Origin of the sequence: Novosphingobium sp. MD-1, assembly GCF_001014975.1 — a bacterium.
In the GTDB taxonomy this organism is placed as follows: domain Bacteria; phylum Pseudomonadota; class Alphaproteobacteria; order Sphingomonadales; family Sphingomonadaceae; genus Novosphingobium.
Genome location: NZ_BBXA01000021.1, coordinates 67,277 through 81,322, shown reverse-complemented (window position 1 = coordinate 81,322; position 14,046 = coordinate 67,277). Strand labels below are relative to the sequence as shown.

13 protein-coding genes are annotated in these 14,046 nt (G+C 68.4%); 8 read left to right on the top strand and 5 right to left on the bottom strand.

Annotated features, from left to right (window positions below; genetic code table 11):
• Positions 1 to 6: 6 nt before the first annotated feature.
• The gene (locus NMD1_RS07195) at positions 7 to 849 is read right to left on the bottom strand and encodes a DUF3667 domain-containing protein (RefSeq protein ID WP_125954228.1); all 843 of its coding nucleotides are present in this window, start codon (positions 847 to 849) and stop codon (positions 7 to 9) included.
• A 116-nt stretch (positions 850 to 965) separates the two neighbouring features.
• Here NMD1_RS07195 and NMD1_RS07190 point away from each other — a divergent pair, with 116 nt between their 5' ends.
• The 7 genes from NMD1_RS07190 (at position 966) to NMD1_RS07160 (ending at position 7,809) form a co-directional block, all read left to right on the top strand.
• Positions 966 to 1,352 (top strand): hypothetical protein, encoded by a 387-nt coding sequence (locus NMD1_RS07190; protein ID WP_125954227.1) that lies wholly within the window; start codon positions 966 to 968, stop codon positions 1,350 to 1,352.
• Positions 1,353 to 1,472: 120 nt separating this feature from the next.
• A complete protein-coding gene (locus NMD1_RS07185; protein WP_233497398.1) occupies positions 1,473 to 3,071 on the top strand; it encodes a M23 family metallopeptidase in 1,599 nt (532 codons plus the stop codon).
• Between the two features lie 84 nt (positions 3,072 to 3,155).
• A complete protein-coding gene (gene hemB, locus NMD1_RS07180) occupies positions 3,156 to 4,148 on the top strand; it encodes a porphobilinogen synthase (protein WP_124809839.1) in 993 nt (330 codons plus the stop codon).
• Entirely contained in the window at positions 4,141 to 4,698 is a 558-nt protein-coding gene (locus NMD1_RS07175; RefSeq protein ID WP_125954226.1) for a GNAT family N-acetyltransferase, read from the top strand. Before hemB ends, NMD1_RS07175 begins: the two co-directional genes overlap by 8 nt.
• A 63-nt stretch (positions 4,699 to 4,761) precedes the next feature.
• Positions 4,762 to 6,957, top strand: a complete 2,196-nt coding sequence (locus NMD1_RS07170) for a spermidine synthase (RefSeq protein ID WP_125954225.1) — start codon at positions 4,762 to 4,764, stop codon at positions 6,955 to 6,957.
• 5 nt (positions 6,958 to 6,962) lie between these two features.
• Entirely contained in the window at positions 6,963 to 7,547 is a 585-nt protein-coding gene (locus NMD1_RS07165) for a gamma carbonic anhydrase family protein (RefSeq protein WP_125954224.1), read from the top strand.
• Positions 7,528 to 7,809 (top strand): DUF167 domain-containing protein, encoded by a 282-nt coding sequence (locus NMD1_RS07160; RefSeq protein WP_125954223.1) that lies wholly within the window; start codon positions 7,528 to 7,530, stop codon positions 7,807 to 7,809. Before NMD1_RS07165 ends, NMD1_RS07160 begins: the two co-directional genes overlap by 20 nt.
• A 15-nt stretch (positions 7,810 to 7,824) precedes the next feature.
• Here NMD1_RS07160 and NMD1_RS07155 read toward each other — a convergent pair whose 3' ends face one another.
• The 3 genes from NMD1_RS07155 to NMD1_RS07145 form a co-directional block, all read right to left on the bottom strand.
• On the bottom strand, positions 7,825 to 8,724 hold the full coding sequence (locus NMD1_RS07155; protein WP_125954222.1) for a YdiY family protein: 900 nt from the start codon (positions 8,722 to 8,724) through the stop codon (positions 7,825 to 7,827).
• A gap of 106 nt (positions 8,725 to 8,830) precedes the next feature.
• Positions 8,831 to 9,289: an Lrp/AsnC family transcriptional regulator gene (locus tag NMD1_RS07150; protein ID WP_124809846.1), complete on the bottom strand. Its 459-nt coding sequence runs from the start codon at positions 9,287 to 9,289 to the stop codon at positions 8,831 to 8,833.
• A 32-nt stretch (positions 9,290 to 9,321) separates the two neighbouring features.
• Positions 9,322 to 10,350 carry a cyanophycinase gene (locus tag NMD1_RS07145; RefSeq protein WP_233497396.1) on the bottom strand — a complete coding sequence of 343 codons (1,029 nt, stop codon included), beginning with the start codon at positions 10,348 to 10,350 and terminating at the stop codon, positions 9,322 to 9,324.
• A 184-nt stretch (positions 10,351 to 10,534) separates the two neighbouring features.
• Between NMD1_RS07145 and NMD1_RS07140 the strand changes: the two genes are divergently transcribed.
• A complete protein-coding gene (locus NMD1_RS07140) occupies positions 10,535 to 13,342 on the top strand; it encodes a TonB-dependent siderophore receptor (RefSeq protein WP_125954221.1) in 2,808 nt (935 codons plus the stop codon).
• Between the two features lie 54 nt (positions 13,343 to 13,396).
• On the opposite strand, the gene NMD1_RS07135 is transcribed toward NMD1_RS07140, so the two are convergent.
• Complete coding sequence (locus tag NMD1_RS07135) at positions 13,397 to 14,035, bottom strand: YoaK family protein (protein WP_125954220.1); 639 nt, start codon at positions 14,033 to 14,035, stop codon at positions 13,397 to 13,399.
• Positions 14,036 to 14,046 lie beyond the last annotated feature (11 nt).

The following is a 14,046-nucleotide window of genomic DNA, read 5'->3' as shown; positions in this document are numbered from 1 at the left end:
AAAGGCTCAGGCGCCGGTTTCGGCCAGAACGAACAGGGCGAACAGCGCCAGCGCGGCAAAGGCGACGATGCCGAGCGCCAGCGTGCGCCACAGCGCGCCGAACCGCGAAACGCCATAGGCTCCGCGCACCTGCCGGTAGAGGTGGAGCGGCGGCACCAATAGCGCCACGATTGCCAGCCCCGGCAGATGCGCCAGACTGGCCAGCATCAGCACCGTGGCCAGAATGGTCATGAAACTGATCGAATAAGTCACGAACACGGTGTGATCGTACAGATGGAAGCGCCGGCTGAACGGAAACAGCAGCCACACGAACGGCACCGAGATCGGGATCAGCAGCCAGCTGTACTTGTAGGCGTACGTCTGTACCTTGTAGAGCGCGAGGCCGGGGTTGGCCTTGAACTTCTGCAGAGCGTGATCGATCACCGGCACGTCGCTGGAAACGGAGTTGATCTCGCCGTTGCCGACGACCTGCGCCTTGCCGTCGGCGTCGATCTTCGTCTGTGGCGTGATTTCTCCGGCGGTCTGCTTCATCACAGCGAACATCAGGAACACGGCGAACAGGAACAGCGCCAGCGGGGAGACGAAGCGCGCGCGCTCGCCCGCGACATAGCGGCGGGTGAGATCGCCCGGCCGCCACGCCAGCATCGGCAGCGTGCGCCAGATCCTGCCCTCGAAATGGAACACGCCGTGCAGCAGATCGTGAAAGAACGCGCCCAGCGTGCGGTGGACGTGCGCCGCCTGCCCGCAGGCGTGGCAATGGCTGCCGACCAGCGTCGTTCCGCAGTTCAGGCACGCGGTTTCGTGGGTATGGCCATCGTCCGCCGCGCTTGCCGGCACTTTCTCGTTCATGCTGCCCCCGTCGTTGCGTGAAGGAATAGCCAAGTCCCGCGCGAGTGACTACCGTCCGCGCCGTCGATTTGCGCCGAACCCGATAAGGCGGCCGCACAAGGAAAGGGACGGGAGCCATGAAGCCTATCGCCATTGCCGCCGCAGCGGGCCTGCTGAGCCTTGCCATGCCCGCGGCGTCCGCGCCGGGCGACATGACCGTGGCCACGTTTCTGGCCAAGGCCGATGCGCTGCGCTCCAGGGGGCCGCTGGCGCTGATGTCGTCGGACTATTCGCTGCTCAAGGGCGAAGTGACCGGGGCCGCGCAGGCCTATCGCTCGCGCCTGCGCGGGGAACAGGCCGCCGGCCGCCCCAGCAGTTGCCCGCCCGCCGGCCGCGCGCCGTTCAACAGCGATGACGTGATCGGCCAGATGCGGACCTACCCTGTCGGCGCGCGCGGCCAGACCACGGTGGCGACGGCGGTGGCTGACCTGTTCCGCAACCGGTATCCCTGCCCTGCCAGATAATCCGCCGCCGGTGATCCGCGCCCGACGAGAGTTTAACGCGGTATTTACCTTGAGGGTGCAGGGCTGAGGCGAGCTTCCCGGCGGATCATCGCGGCCGGGCGCAGGAAAGGAGCAGCCGGAGTGTTCGGTCCGCGCGAGGGACTGGCCGGATCGGGGAGCGTGGTGTTCGGCCGCGCGCGCCCGCTTGCGCCTGCCACGCCCGCGCCGGTTTCCGCCCCGGGCACACCCTCCGGGCAAGCGCGCGCGCCGGTTCGGCCGATGTCCTCCCGCCCGCCGTCGCCGCCGCGCTTTCCGGGCCTTGCCCGGCGCTGGGCCGATCTGTGCCGGCGCGTGGAGCACTGGAGCCGCGCGCACGACCTGACGCCGGATCTGGCCGAGGATATCGGCAGCGCCCGCTGGTTTCGCGGGCTGGGCACGATGCTGGGGCTGGCTTGCGCCGCGCTGCTGTTCTGGCCGAGCTTCGCGCCGCTGTCGGCCGCGCCGCTGGTCCCGCTTGACGATACCGCGCGCGCCGAATTCCGCGCGCAGGCGGTCCGTCCGTTCGCCGCCGGCGCGGGCAATGGCCGCCATTTCGCCGCGACCGACGCGGTCATTCGCCTCGATTCCGCACCCGAACGCCCGGTGATCCAGCTTGCCGCGACTCTGGGCGAAAGCGACACGCTGGGCCGGATGCTGCAGCGCGCAGGCGTGGCCACGGGCGACGCCGACCGCGTCGCCGCGCTGGTGGCCGACGTTGCCGGAACGGCGGCGATCGCCCCGGGCACGCGCTTCGACATCACGCTGGGGCCGCGCGCCGGCCCGTCCGAGCCGCGCCCGCTGCAGGCGATCGGCTTCCGTCCGCGCTTCGATCTGGCGCTGGCCATCCGCCGCGAAGGCGCCGGGCTGGTGCTGGCGAAAATGCCGATCGCGGTGGACAGCAGCCCCTTGCGCATCCGCGGGATCGTGGGGACCAGCCTCTACCGTTCGGCCCGCGCCGCCGGCGCGCCGCCCAGCACGGTGCAGGACTATCTGCGCACGATCGACCAGTATCTTGCGTTCGAGGATATCGCGCCCACCGACGAATTCGACCTTGTCTTCACCGACCGGCGCACCGCCGACGGGCAAAGCCAGCCGGGCGACCTGATCTATGCCGGGGTGACGCGCGACGGCAAGCCGCGCGTGCAATTGCTGCGCTGGGGGCCGGACGGCGGTTTTCTCTCGCTCGATGGCATGACCGGCGGGGAATCCAGCGATTCCGCCATGCTCGGCGCGCCGGTCGCGGGGCGGATCACTTCGGGCTATGGCCTGCGCCGCCATCCGATCCTGGGCTTTACCCGGATGCATGCCGGCATCGACTTCGGCGCCGCCTGGGGATCGCCGGTCTATGCCGTGACCGACGGCACGGTGAGCTATGCCGGCTGGCACGGCGGCCACGGCAATTACGTGCGGCTGGAACATGGCGGCGGCATCGGCACCGGCTATGGCCACATGAGCCGCATCGCGGTTTCGCCGGGGATGCAGGTCCGGCGCGGGCAGGTGATCGGCTATGTCGGCTCCAGCGGCCTTTCGACCGGCCCGCACCTGCACTACGAACTCTATCGCAACGGCCAGACGGTCGATCCGATGTCGGTCCGCTTCGTGGTCCGTCGCCAGGCGGTCGATGCCGGCCAGCTCGCCGCCTACAAGGCCCGGCTGCGGCAGGTTCTGGCGCTGAAGCCGGGTCTCTCCCGCGCCCACTAGAGCCGGTGGGGAGCGGGTAGGGCAATTCGTCCCGGCCTGTCGCTACCCATTGCGCCGGCGCGCGAAAGTCCTAGGAAGGCTGGCATGACCAGCTATCCCCTGACCCGCCTGCGCCGCACCCGCGCCACCGCCTGGAGCCGCGCGTTGCACCGTGAAGTGCTCGTGACGCCGGCCGACCTGATCTGGCCGCTGTTCGTGGCCGAAGGCACGGGCGTGGAAGACCCGATCGGCGCGCTGCCCGGCGTTTCGCGCTGGTCGGTGGACGGCATCGTCGCGCGGGCGAAGGAAGCGGTGGCGCTGGGCATTCCCTGCCTGGCGCTGTTTCCCTACACCCAGCCCGAACGCCGCAGCGCGGACGGGGGCGAGGCGCTCAATCCCGACAACCTGATGTGCCGCGCCACGCGCGCGATCAAGGATGCCTGCGGCGATGCGATCGGCGTGCTCACCGATGTCGCGCTCGATCCCTATACCAGCCACGGGCAGGACGGGCTGATCGACGGCGAGGGTTATGTCCTCAACGACGCCACGGTCGAGGTGCTGGTGGGGCAGAGCCTGAACCAGGCGGCGGCCGGGGCGGACATCATCGCCCCGTCCGACATGATGGACGGGCGCATCGGCGCGATCCGGCAGGCGCTGGAGGATGCCGGGCACATCAACGTGCAGATCATGTCCTACGCCGCCAAATATGCCTCGGCCTTCTATGGCCCGTTCCGCGACGCGGTCGGATCGCGCGGTCTGCTCAAGGGCGACAAGAAGACCTACCAGATGGACCCCGGCAACGCCGAGGAAGCGCTGCGCGAGGTGGAGATGGATCTGGCCGAGGGTGCGGACACGGTGATGGTCAAGCCGGGTCTGCCCTATCTCGATATCGCCGTGCGCGTGAAGGAAGCCTTCGGCGTGCCGGTCTTCGCCTACCAGGTCTCGGGCGAATACGCGATGATCGAGGCGGCGGTGGCGGCCGGCGCGGCGGACCGTGACGCCATGGTGCTGGAGACCCTGCTGTCCTTCAAGCGCGCGGGCTGTTCGGGCGTGCTGACCTACCACGCCGCTCATGCCGCGCGGCTGCTGAATGGCTGAATTCCGGATCGAAACGCCCCGGCTTGTCCTGCGCGACTGGCGCGGGGAAGACTGGCCGCCGTTCTTCGCGGGAACCAACACGCCAGCGGTCATGCGATGGCTGGGCGGCGTGATGGATCAGGCGGCCGAGGATGGGGCGCGGGAGCGGCTGGAAGGTTACGCGCGCACGCACGGCCACACGTTCTGGGCGGTGGAGCGCAAGGCCGACGGCGCCATCCTGGGGTTCTGCGGGTTGAAGAAGTGCAACCAGGCGGGCGGGCCGCTGGGGGACTTTGAAATCGGCTGGCGCCTGCGCGAGGATGCCTGGGGGCAAGGCTTTGCGCGTGAAGCGGCCGAGGCTGCCATGGCAGCCGGGTTCGAGCATTTCGGCGCGCCGCATATCGTTGCCCTGACGGTCGACGGCAATGCCGCAAGCTGGGGCCTGATGCGCCGGCTGGGCATGGAGCGCCGCGCCGACCTGGATTTCGCCAATGCCGATTTCGATCCGGTGAGCGGGCGAATCATCGTTTATTCGATCACGCGCGCGCAATGGCAGGCGGGCCGCGCGTGATTGCCCCCTTGCGCGGTCACGTTCTCTACCGCATCCAGCGCCCCTGATCGCGCGGGAGGGACCATGACGGATCGAGCCAGCCGGACGCGCTTCGTCATCACCATTCTGGTCGGCAGCTTCCTGCTGTTCCTGGTGCAGCCGATGGTGGCGCGCGCCGCGTTGCCGCGCCTGGGCGGCGCGCCGAACGTGTGGAACAGCGCGATGCTGGTCTATCAGGCGCTGCTGCTGGGCGGCTATGCCTATGCCCACTGGCTGGGGCGGTTCCCGATCCGCCGGCAGGCCGCGATCCACCTCGCGCTGCTGGCGCTGGCCGCGATGACGCTGCCGGTGCGGCTGGCCGATCTGCCGCCGCCCGCGCGGGGGTGGGAGCCGCTGTGGGTGCCCGCCCTGTTCGCGGTCTCGATCGGGCCGGTGTTCTTCCTCGTGTCCGCGCAAGCGCCGCTGATGCAGCGCTGGTTCGCCGCCGATCCCGCCGCCGGCAACCCTTACGCGCTCTACGCCGCGTCCAATCTCGGCAGCTTCGCCGGGCTGATCTGCTATCCGCTGCTGGTGGAGCCGCTGCTGCCGCTGAAGGCGCAGGGCTGGGGCTGGAGCGCGGGCTACCTGCTGCTGATCGCGCTGGTCGCGGCTTGCGCCGCCGTGCGACGGGGCGCGGCCGGTGCGCCGGGCGTGGCCGTACTGGTGGGCGATTCGGTGCCGGCGGGACGCGTGGCGCTATGGCTGGCGCTGGCCGCCGTGCCTTCGGGGCTGATGCTCTCGACCACCACCTTCCTCACCACCGACATCTTCGCGATGCCGCTGCTGTGGGTGATCCCGCTGGGGCTGTACCTGCTGAGCTTCAGCATCGCGTTCGCGGAGAGCCGCGCGCTGGCCGGCGCGATCCTGCGCGCCGCACCGCTGGTGGTGGTGCTGGCGGGCGGGATGGCGGTCAGCTCGCGCTCTTCGGGCACCATGGCGCAGGCCGGCGCGGCCGTGGCGCTGCTGTTCGTGGTGGCGGTCGCGCTCCACACCCGGCTCTATGCGCTGCGCCCCGCGTCGGAACGCCTGACCTTCTTCTATCTGGTCATGAGCGCGGGCGGCGCGCTGGGCGGCGTGTTCTGCGCGCTGATCGCGCCGCTCGTGTTCGATTGGGTGTGGGAGCATCCGCTGCTGGTGTTGGCCGCCGCCGCGCTGCTGCCCCGGGTGACGCTGCTCGACTGGTCCGGCATTGAGGACATTCCGCCGCGCGTGCGGCAGGGCGGGGTGCTGGTGGTGGTGATCGTGGCCTTCGCGCTGGGCTGGTCGATGAGCGGCCTCGATCCCCGGCGCGATGCCCTGCTGGTGCTGATGGCCGCGCTGGCGATCGCCGCCTGCGGGGTGATCGTGTTCGCGCGGCGCTGGGCTTTCGTGCTGGTGCTGCTGGCGATGATGCTGGGGCGCGGGGCGGAGGAAACGCTCGACCGCAGCCTGTCGGGCAACCGCACGCGCAGCTATTTCGGCATCTACACGATCACCGAAAGCGCGCGCCGGCACGAACGCTATCTCACCCACGGCACCACGCTGCACGGCACGCAATATACCGACGCCGCGCGCCGGCTGCGCCCGACGTCGTACTACGGGCCAACCTCGGGCGTCGCATTGGCGCTCACCGCCGCCGGCGATCATGCGCGCGTGGGCGTGGTCGGCCTGGGGACGGCGACGCTCGCCTGCTACAAGCGGCCGGGGCAGCGCTGGACCTTCTTCGAGATCGATCCGGCGGTGGTGGCGCTGTCACGGCCGCAGCACCGCTTCACCTTCCTCGATTCCTGCGCGCCCGATGCCGCGATCCGGATCGGCGATGCCCGCCTGGAACTGGCGAAGATGCCGCCGGGCAGCTTCGACGTGCTGGTGGTGGACGCGTTCTCGTCGGATTCGATCCCGCTCCACCTGCTCACGCGCGAGGCGCTGGCGGTCTATGGCCGCGTGCTCGCGCCCGATGGCGTGCTGATCCTGCATATTTCCAACCGCTATCTCGATCTGCGGCCCGTCGTGGCGGGCATCGCCCGCGCGCAGGGCTGGACGGCGTGGCTGCGCGATGACAGCGGCCGGCATAGCGACGGATTCACCCCGTCGTACTGGGTCGCGCTCGCGCCCGATCGCGCGCGGCTGGAGCGGCTGGCCGTGCGCCGGCCGGACCTGCCGTGGACGCCGCTGCACGCGCCGCCGGGCGACGAACCGTGGCAGGATGACTATGCCTCGATCCTGCCGCATATCCGCTGGGACAATCTGCTGGGAGTGTGATGGAAATGACTGCCGATCCGCGCGCGCGTTACCCCGATGCGACGATCCTTCCGCTCGACGGGAAGGTGCCACGCATCCACGAAACCGCCTTCGTCGCGCCCGGGTGCCGGATCATCGGCGATGTCGAGATCGGGCCGGAAGCGTCGATCTGGTACAATTGCGTGCTGCGCGGCGATGTGAACGCCATCCGTATCGGCGCGCGCAGCAATATCCAGGACGGCACCGTGATCCACTGCGACAGCCCCGATCCGCGCCATCCCGCCGGCTTTCCGACGATCATCGGCGAAGACGTGCTGGTGGGCCACATGGCTATGATCCACGGCTGCGTGCTGGAAGACCGCGCCTTCGTGGGGCTGGGGGCGATCGTGATGAACGGCGCGCACGTCGAAAGCGATGGGATGCTTGCCGCCGGCGCCATGCTCACGCCGGGCAAGCGCATCGGCGCGCGCCAGCTCTGGGGCGGCCGCCCCGCCGCGTTCATGCGCGATCTGACCGAACCGGCGCTGGCGGAGATGCAGCTGGGCGTGGCGCACTATGTCCGCAACGGCCAGCGCCACAAGGCGGCGCTCGATGGCGCGGCCGAAGGTTGACTTGCCGCCGTCGGCGGCCTTGCGCGCGCTGACCGATGCCGACGGCCGGCTGGCAGTGCGCGTCACGCCGGGGGCGAAGAGCGAAGGTATCGAGATCGCGGACGGGCGCGTGCTGGTGAAAGTGCGCGCCAAGCCGGAGGACGGCAAGGCGACCGGCGCGGTGATCGATCTGGTCGCGGCGGCGCTGGGCGTCGCCGCTTCCAAAGTTGTGCTGTTGCGCGGCGCAACTTCGCGCGAGAAACTGCTGCGGATCGCGGAATGACCCGGCGCTGCGCCGTCAGAAGCCGTAAACCAGCGTGAAGCGGGTGATCGTGTCCAGCGTCTTGTAGGTATCGGGCGGATTGCTGTTGTAAGTCACCTGATAGGACGTGCGCGCGGAAAGGGCGCCGTTCAGCCGGGCGCTGAGCGAGGTGAGCGAGGTGACGTTGGTATTCTGCGCGCCGGTCAACGCGCTGGCGTCCTCGGTCAGCGAGACCGCGCGCGAAAGCTTCCATTTGGCGTTGACCGCGCCCAGCCCGGTGACGACGCTTTCGAGCGGCTGGCTGATATAGCGGGTCTTGCGCCAGGCAGGGCCGGCCTTCACGTCCACGGTGAAACCGGAATCCGCGATCAGGCGATAGCCGATGCCCCCCGAAACGGCGGTGCGCGTGGAAAAGCCGGCGAACCGGTCGCGTTCGTACTGGGTCAGGCCGAACAGGAACAGGCGGTCGTTGAAGCGGTAGTCGGGCTCGAACGCCAGCAACAGCTGGTTGCGGCTGGTCTGCCCGTTGGTGCGCTGGTAATCGACCTGGCTGCGCAGGCCCAGCCGCCAGTGCAGGCCTTCCCGCTTCAGCGCCAGCCCGGCGCTGATGCCCACCGTCTCGGCATTGCCGGAGGATTGCGAGGCGCCGAACTGGCCTTCGCCCTTCCAGCCCTGGAACATCGCCATCTGCGCCAGCCGTTCCTTCTGCGCTTCGGCCGTGCGCGCGCGGTGGGCATCCACCGCCGCCTCCACTTCGCCCGCGCCGGCCGGATCGGTCTTTTTCAGGAACTTGGCGATGGTATCGATCTCGGCATCGCTGCCCGATTCGATCGTCTTGTCCAGCAGCGCGCGGTATTGCGGCGCCAGCTGCGCGTGGGCCGTGCCTGCCGTCAGGGCCAGGATGCCCGCCAACGGAAGAAACGGTACGCGCGTCATCGGAACACCTCGGGAATGCAGGGCAGGCTGGTGGTCGTGATACAGAAGGATCGCGGCCCGACCAAGCCCGCTTCCGGCCTGGCAGCCGTCTTTCCGCCGCGCGCGATCATCGTTCCAGCTTGGTCGCCAGGATCACCGATGTGGTCGTGCGCTCCACGCCTTCGAGCAGGCCGATATCGTCGATCAGTTCGTTGAGCTGGGCGTTGTCCTCGGTCTCCAGCATGGCGATCACGTCGTATTCGCCGCTGATGGCGTGGATCGCCTGCACGCTGGCCAGCCGGCCGAGCGCCTGCTCCACCTCGCGGTGGAAGCGGGGCATCGTCTTGATCATGATGTGCGCGCGTACGCGCCGGCCGACGAAGGCCGCGCCGAGCCGTACGGTATAACCCGCCACGATCCCGGCATCCTCCAGCCGCGACAGCCGCGAATAGATCTGCCCGCGCGAGATGCCCAGCGCCTTGGCCAGATGCGCGATGCTCTGGCGGGCATCCTCGCGCAGCAGCGCCAGCAGCCGCTCGTCGATGTCATCGAGCGAAAGGGAATGGCCGGGCAAGGTCAGCGACATGGCCGAAATGGTCCTCCACCGCTGCCGGGCTATCAGGGCGCCGCAGTTTCGCCCGTGATCTTCCCGTCGGCAACGGCATAATTCCGGATGAACGAGGGGCGGTCAACCGTGCCCGCCGGCAGGTGCAGCACCGACTGGTGATCGATGCCTGTCACGCGGATGCGTGGCGCGTTGAGCGGGCCTTGTCGGGGCAGGCCGCGCAGCGTCGATCCATCGACCAGCCAGGCGCCGCCATCGGGCGCGGTGGCATAGATGCGCGCGGTGCCGTCGGGCTCCACCGCCAGCGAGGCGCTTTCGTCAACGCCGACGCCGATCATGGCCGGCGCATCGGCGGGGCGGTCCGCCTGCGCCTTGGCCAGGAAGGCGAACAGCCGGCCCAGCCGGTCGCGCTCCTTGAAATGGGTATCGGTGACCACGCCTTTCAGCAGCGCCAGGTGCAGGAAATCGCTTTCGATGGTGTTGGCGGGGCCGAACGGATCGGCCATCGCCTCGGGGCTGGTGATGCTGCCGCCGTCCATTGCGCCATAGAGCTTCTCGCCCAGCATGGCGAGGCCGGCGCTGGTGCCGGCCAGCGGCTTGCCCGCGGCGACATGCGCGTCGAGCAGCTCGCCCACGGGCGTCCCGCGCCAGTAGCGCACGTAGTTGGACTGATCGCCGCCCGCGATGAAGATGCCGTCCGCCCGCTTCAGCGCGGCAAGCACCCGGGGATCGCTGGAGGCCGCCCGATCCGTGAAGACGAACGTCTCGGCCGACTGGATGCCGCCGATATCCTTGTAGAATTCCTTGCCGACCTGCCCGGCCTGCGAGGCGCGCAGGATCACGATGTGCCCGTGCCCGGCCTTGGCGAAGAACCAGTGCATCGCGTCGTGGTTGCGGTCGCCCCCGCCCATCAGCAGCAGCCCGCCGGACACCGGATCGGGCGTGGCGCTGGTGAGCGTGCCGATCTGGTAGTGGCGGTAGCCCTGCGCCTTCGCCAGCGCGGGGGCGGAAGGCGCGATGACGGCCAGGGACAGGCTCGACAGCGCGAGCGCGAACATTCGCGACAGGAAGGATAGACGCACCGGAAACTCCTGAAAACAACCGGACTGGGGCATTCTTGTTACATTTTGGCCGCAATGGCTGACAATATGATGTGCCAGAAAGGCAATGTGATTGCCATTTCTTTTCAATTCTGTTCGGAACGTATCGAACGGCAGGTGCGGGGGCACCGGAAGTTTATGCCGTTGCGCATGGAAGGGGTGACGCATGAAACAGACTGGACGCCGCGTATTCCGCAACCTGCTGGGGTTGGGATGCTCGCTCACCGTTCTCGCCGGGCCGGCCTTTGGACAGACGGCGGCGGGCGGTGAAGGCACGGACGATGCCGCGCCGGAGATCACCGTCACCGGATCGCGCATCCCGCGGCTGGATACTGAAGGCCCGGCGCCGATCACCGTGGTCGATTCGAATACGATCCGCGCCAACGGCTATGCCAGCGTGCCGGACATCCTGCGCGCGCTGACCCAGAACGGGGGCGAAACGCAGAGCCAGCAATCGTTCAGCGGCGCCAGCTTCACCCCCGGCGCGCAGCAGGTGGACTTGCGCGGGCTGGGTCCGAATCACACGCTGGTGCTGGTCAACGGCCGCCGCATCGCCGACTTTCCGCTGCCATTCCAGGGCCGCAGCAACTTCACCGACGTGTCCAACATCCCGGTCAGCATGATCGACCGGATCGAAGTGCTCAGCGGCAGCGCTTCGGCGATCTACGGGTCGGATGCCATTGCCGGCGTCATCAACTTCACGCTCAAGAAGAAGCTCGACGGCCTGACGCTCGATTACCGGCGCGGCGTGACCGAGCACGGCGGCGGGGATTCGCACCGCATCACCGCCAGCGGCGGCTGGTCGAGCGGGCGGTTCCATATCGTCGGCGGCATCGAATACCTGTTGCAACGCCCGCTCTGGCAGTATCAGCGCGGCATTCAGGACAGCACGGCCGACAACCCGACGACCGCGCAGCCGCTCGCCCGGCGCACCTTCCTGCGCTACGATCCGGACGCGGACGAATATGTCGATCCCGGCGCGGCGACCTGCGCGTCGCTCGGCCGTCTCAACCAGGGTTCGACCTATTACGCATCGCGGCCGCGCTATGGCGCCTATGACGATGCGCTGGGAGATTACGGCCCCGGCTATTTCTGCGGCAGCAACACCTCGGTCGCCTACGGCACGATCATTTCCCGGCGCGAAGGGTTCAACAGCTACGCTTCGGCCGGTTACGAGCTGTCGGACAATGCCGAGCTGTTCGTCGACGCGCAGTTCGGCATCAGCAAGGTTTCGCTGGTGCGCGACGTGCTGCAATGGTCGTTCCAGCCCAGCTCGGGCAGCAGCGACACCACCTTCTACAACAGCTTCGACAACCGGCTGGATGACTGGTCGCGCCAGTTCACCCCCGAGGAATCGGGCGGCCTGAACCGCGTGGAGACGCGCAATCGCCAGCAGACCTTCAGCATTACGCCGGGCATCAAGGGCAAGTTCGGCAAGTGGACCTACGAAGCCGCGTTCAACCACAGCGAATACAAGGCGCGCGTCGAATTCCCGCAGGTGATCGCGGCAAAGGCCAATGCCCTGTTCCTGGGGCAGCAGCAGGGCGTCGACGAAGACAGCGGCTATCCGGTCTTCAATGCCGATCCAGCCCGGCTCTACACACCGCTGACGCAGTCCGAATACGACAGCATCACGGCCTACAGCGTCTATCATCCGAAAAGCTGGACCAACAATTTCTCGGCGACGATCAACACCACGGAGCTGTTCCGGTTGCCGGCCGGGCCGGTGGGTTTCGCCGCCGTGGCCGAGGCGGGCAAGCAGGGCTACGATCTGAAGCCCGATCCGCTGGCGCTGACCGACTACTATTACGCGCTCAAGGACAGCGACGGGAAGGGCAGCCGCACGCACTGGGCGCTGGGCGGCGAATTGCGCGTGCCGGTCACCCACTTCCTCGAACTCTCGGGCGCGGGTCGCTACGATCACTTCGCTTTCGCGGGCAACGGCATCGGCAAGTTCACCTATAACGCCGGCGCGGAACTGCGGCCGATGCGCTCGCTGCTGCTGCGCGCTTCGTATGGCACGGGCTTCCGCGCGCCCGATCTGCACTATGTCTTCACCGGGCCGGGCAATACCCATCCGAGCGCCACGGATTACTATCTGTGCCGCACCGAGGAGCCGGACGAGGCCATCGGCGATTGCTCCTATGCGGACGAGGGGATCGTCACGCAACGCAGCGGCAACCGGCGGCTCAAGCCGGAAACCAGCAAGTCGCTGGATCTGGGCATCGTCTGGGCGCCTTCGCGCCGGTTCGATGTCTCGGTCAGCTATTTCCGCGTCTCGATGGCCAACCAGGTGCAGGACCTGAGCACCGACCAGTTGCTGCGCGACGAGGCGGATTGCCGCATCGGACAGACGACATCGGGCAAGGCGGTCGACGTCAATTCGCCGACCTGCCTCGATGCGATCGCGCGCGTGCAGCGCTTCACCAGCGGCGTGCGTGCCGGCGAACTCGACGCGGTGGCGGTCAACCCGATCAACATCGCGCACGAGAAGACCACCGGCATCGACGTCGCGGTCCACGGCAACCTGCCCACCAGCTTCGGCACCTTCTCGCTGTCGCTGGCGCATACCCATGTGTTCGATCACACGTTCCGCCAGTATCCGGGCGATCCCACGATCAACAAGCTGGCCTTCGACAGCGGCTACGACATTCCGCGCGACAAGAGCACGGCGAGCCTGACCTGGTCGATCCAGAAGCTGAAGTGGACGGTCGAAGGGCGCCGCCTGGGCAAGCTGCCCAATTACGATCAGGACGCCTTCATCAAGGCGAGCTACCTGTTCAACACCACGCTGCAGTATGATTTCACCGATCACCTGCGCGGGTCGCTGAGCGTGGTGAACCTGTTCGACACGAACCCGGTTCGCGATCCGACTTACGCCAGCTATCCCTATTACGACATCAGCTGGTTCGACAGCACCGGCCGCAGCGCTTTCCTCCAGCTTACCTGGAAGATCGGCGGCGCGGGGCTCTGACGGCATTCATCCCGGTGACGCCGCGCGGACTTCGGTTCGCGCGGCGTTTTCGCGTCAGCTTTCCGCCGGCAATCGCAGCGCCACGCCGACCATCGCGGCGGCCCAGCAACCCGCGATCCACAGGCAGGCCATCGGCATCCGGTCCTGCGCCATCGCGCCCAGCACCGCGCCGCTCAGCAGGCCGCCCCACAGCGCCGCCCAGGAGAGCCAGCCCGTATCCTTGCGGCCGGCCAGCCATCCGGCCAGCCCCTGTCCCAGCTTGACCAGCGCGCCGGTCATGTAGGTAAGCCCGATCGCCACCTCGCCATCGCGCTGGAAGGTGTTGTTGATCGCGCCCATCGCCATCACCAGCGCGGCCAGCATCGCCACGGGCACGCCCAGCGCGCGCGCCGAAGCGCCGGCGAGCAGCAGCGCGGCGACAAACGTCAGCACGGCGGGCTTGCGATAGCGCCCCGCGCGGATCGAGAGCAGCGCGCCGCCGGTCACGCCGGCCACGAAGCCGGCGATCAGGAACGCGGGCGTGACCGCGCGCACCACGTCGGTGCCGAGATCGACGCCGAGCCGCGTGGTGTTGCCCGACATGAAGGAGACGAAATAGCCGTCGGCCGACAGAAAGCCCACGGCATCGACGAACCCCGCCATCGCGGCCAGCGCGATGGCGAAACGGCGGCGGGAACGGTCGTAGCGGATCATGCGCCGAACGT

Bases quoted from the DNA above. Each gene is read 5' to 3' on its own strand.
- NMD1_RS07195 (WP_125954228.1), bottom strand. From the start codon at position 849: ATGAACGAGAAAGTGCCGGCAAGCGCGGCGGACGATGGCCATACCCAC.
- NMD1_RS07190 (WP_125954227.1), top strand. From the start codon at position 966: ATGAAGCCTATCGCCATTGCCGCCGCAGCGGGCCTGCTGAGCCTTGCC.
- hemB (WP_124809839.1), top strand. From the start codon at position 3,156: ATGACCAGCTATCCCCTGACCCGCCTGCGCCGCACCCGCGCCACCGCC.
- NMD1_RS07175 (WP_125954226.1), top strand. From the start codon at position 4,141: ATGGCTGAATTCCGGATCGAAACGCCCCGGCTTGTCCTGCGCGACTGG.
- NMD1_RS07170 (WP_125954225.1), top strand. From the start codon at position 4,762: ATGACGGATCGAGCCAGCCGGACGCGCTTCGTCATCACCATTCTGGTC.
- NMD1_RS07165 (WP_125954224.1), top strand. From the start codon at position 6,963: ATGACTGCCGATCCGCGCGCGCGTTACCCCGATGCGACGATCCTTCCG.
- NMD1_RS07160 (WP_125954223.1), top strand. From the start codon at position 7,528: ATGGCGCGGCCGAAGGTTGACTTGCCGCCGTCGGCGGCCTTGCGCGCG.
- NMD1_RS07155 (WP_125954222.1), bottom strand. From the start codon at position 8,724: ATGACGCGCGTACCGTTTCTTCCGTTGGCGGGCATCCTGGCCCTGACG.
- NMD1_RS07150 (WP_124809846.1), bottom strand. From the start codon at position 9,289: ATGTCGCTGACCTTGCCCGGCCATTCCCTTTCGCTCGATGACATCGAC.
- NMD1_RS07140 (WP_125954221.1), top strand. From the start codon at position 10,535: ATGAAACAGACTGGACGCCGCGTATTCCGCAACCTGCTGGGGTTGGGA.
- NMD1_RS07135 (WP_125954220.1), bottom strand. From the start codon at position 14,035: ATGATCCGCTACGACCGTTCCCGCCGCCGTTTCGCCATCGCGCTGGCC.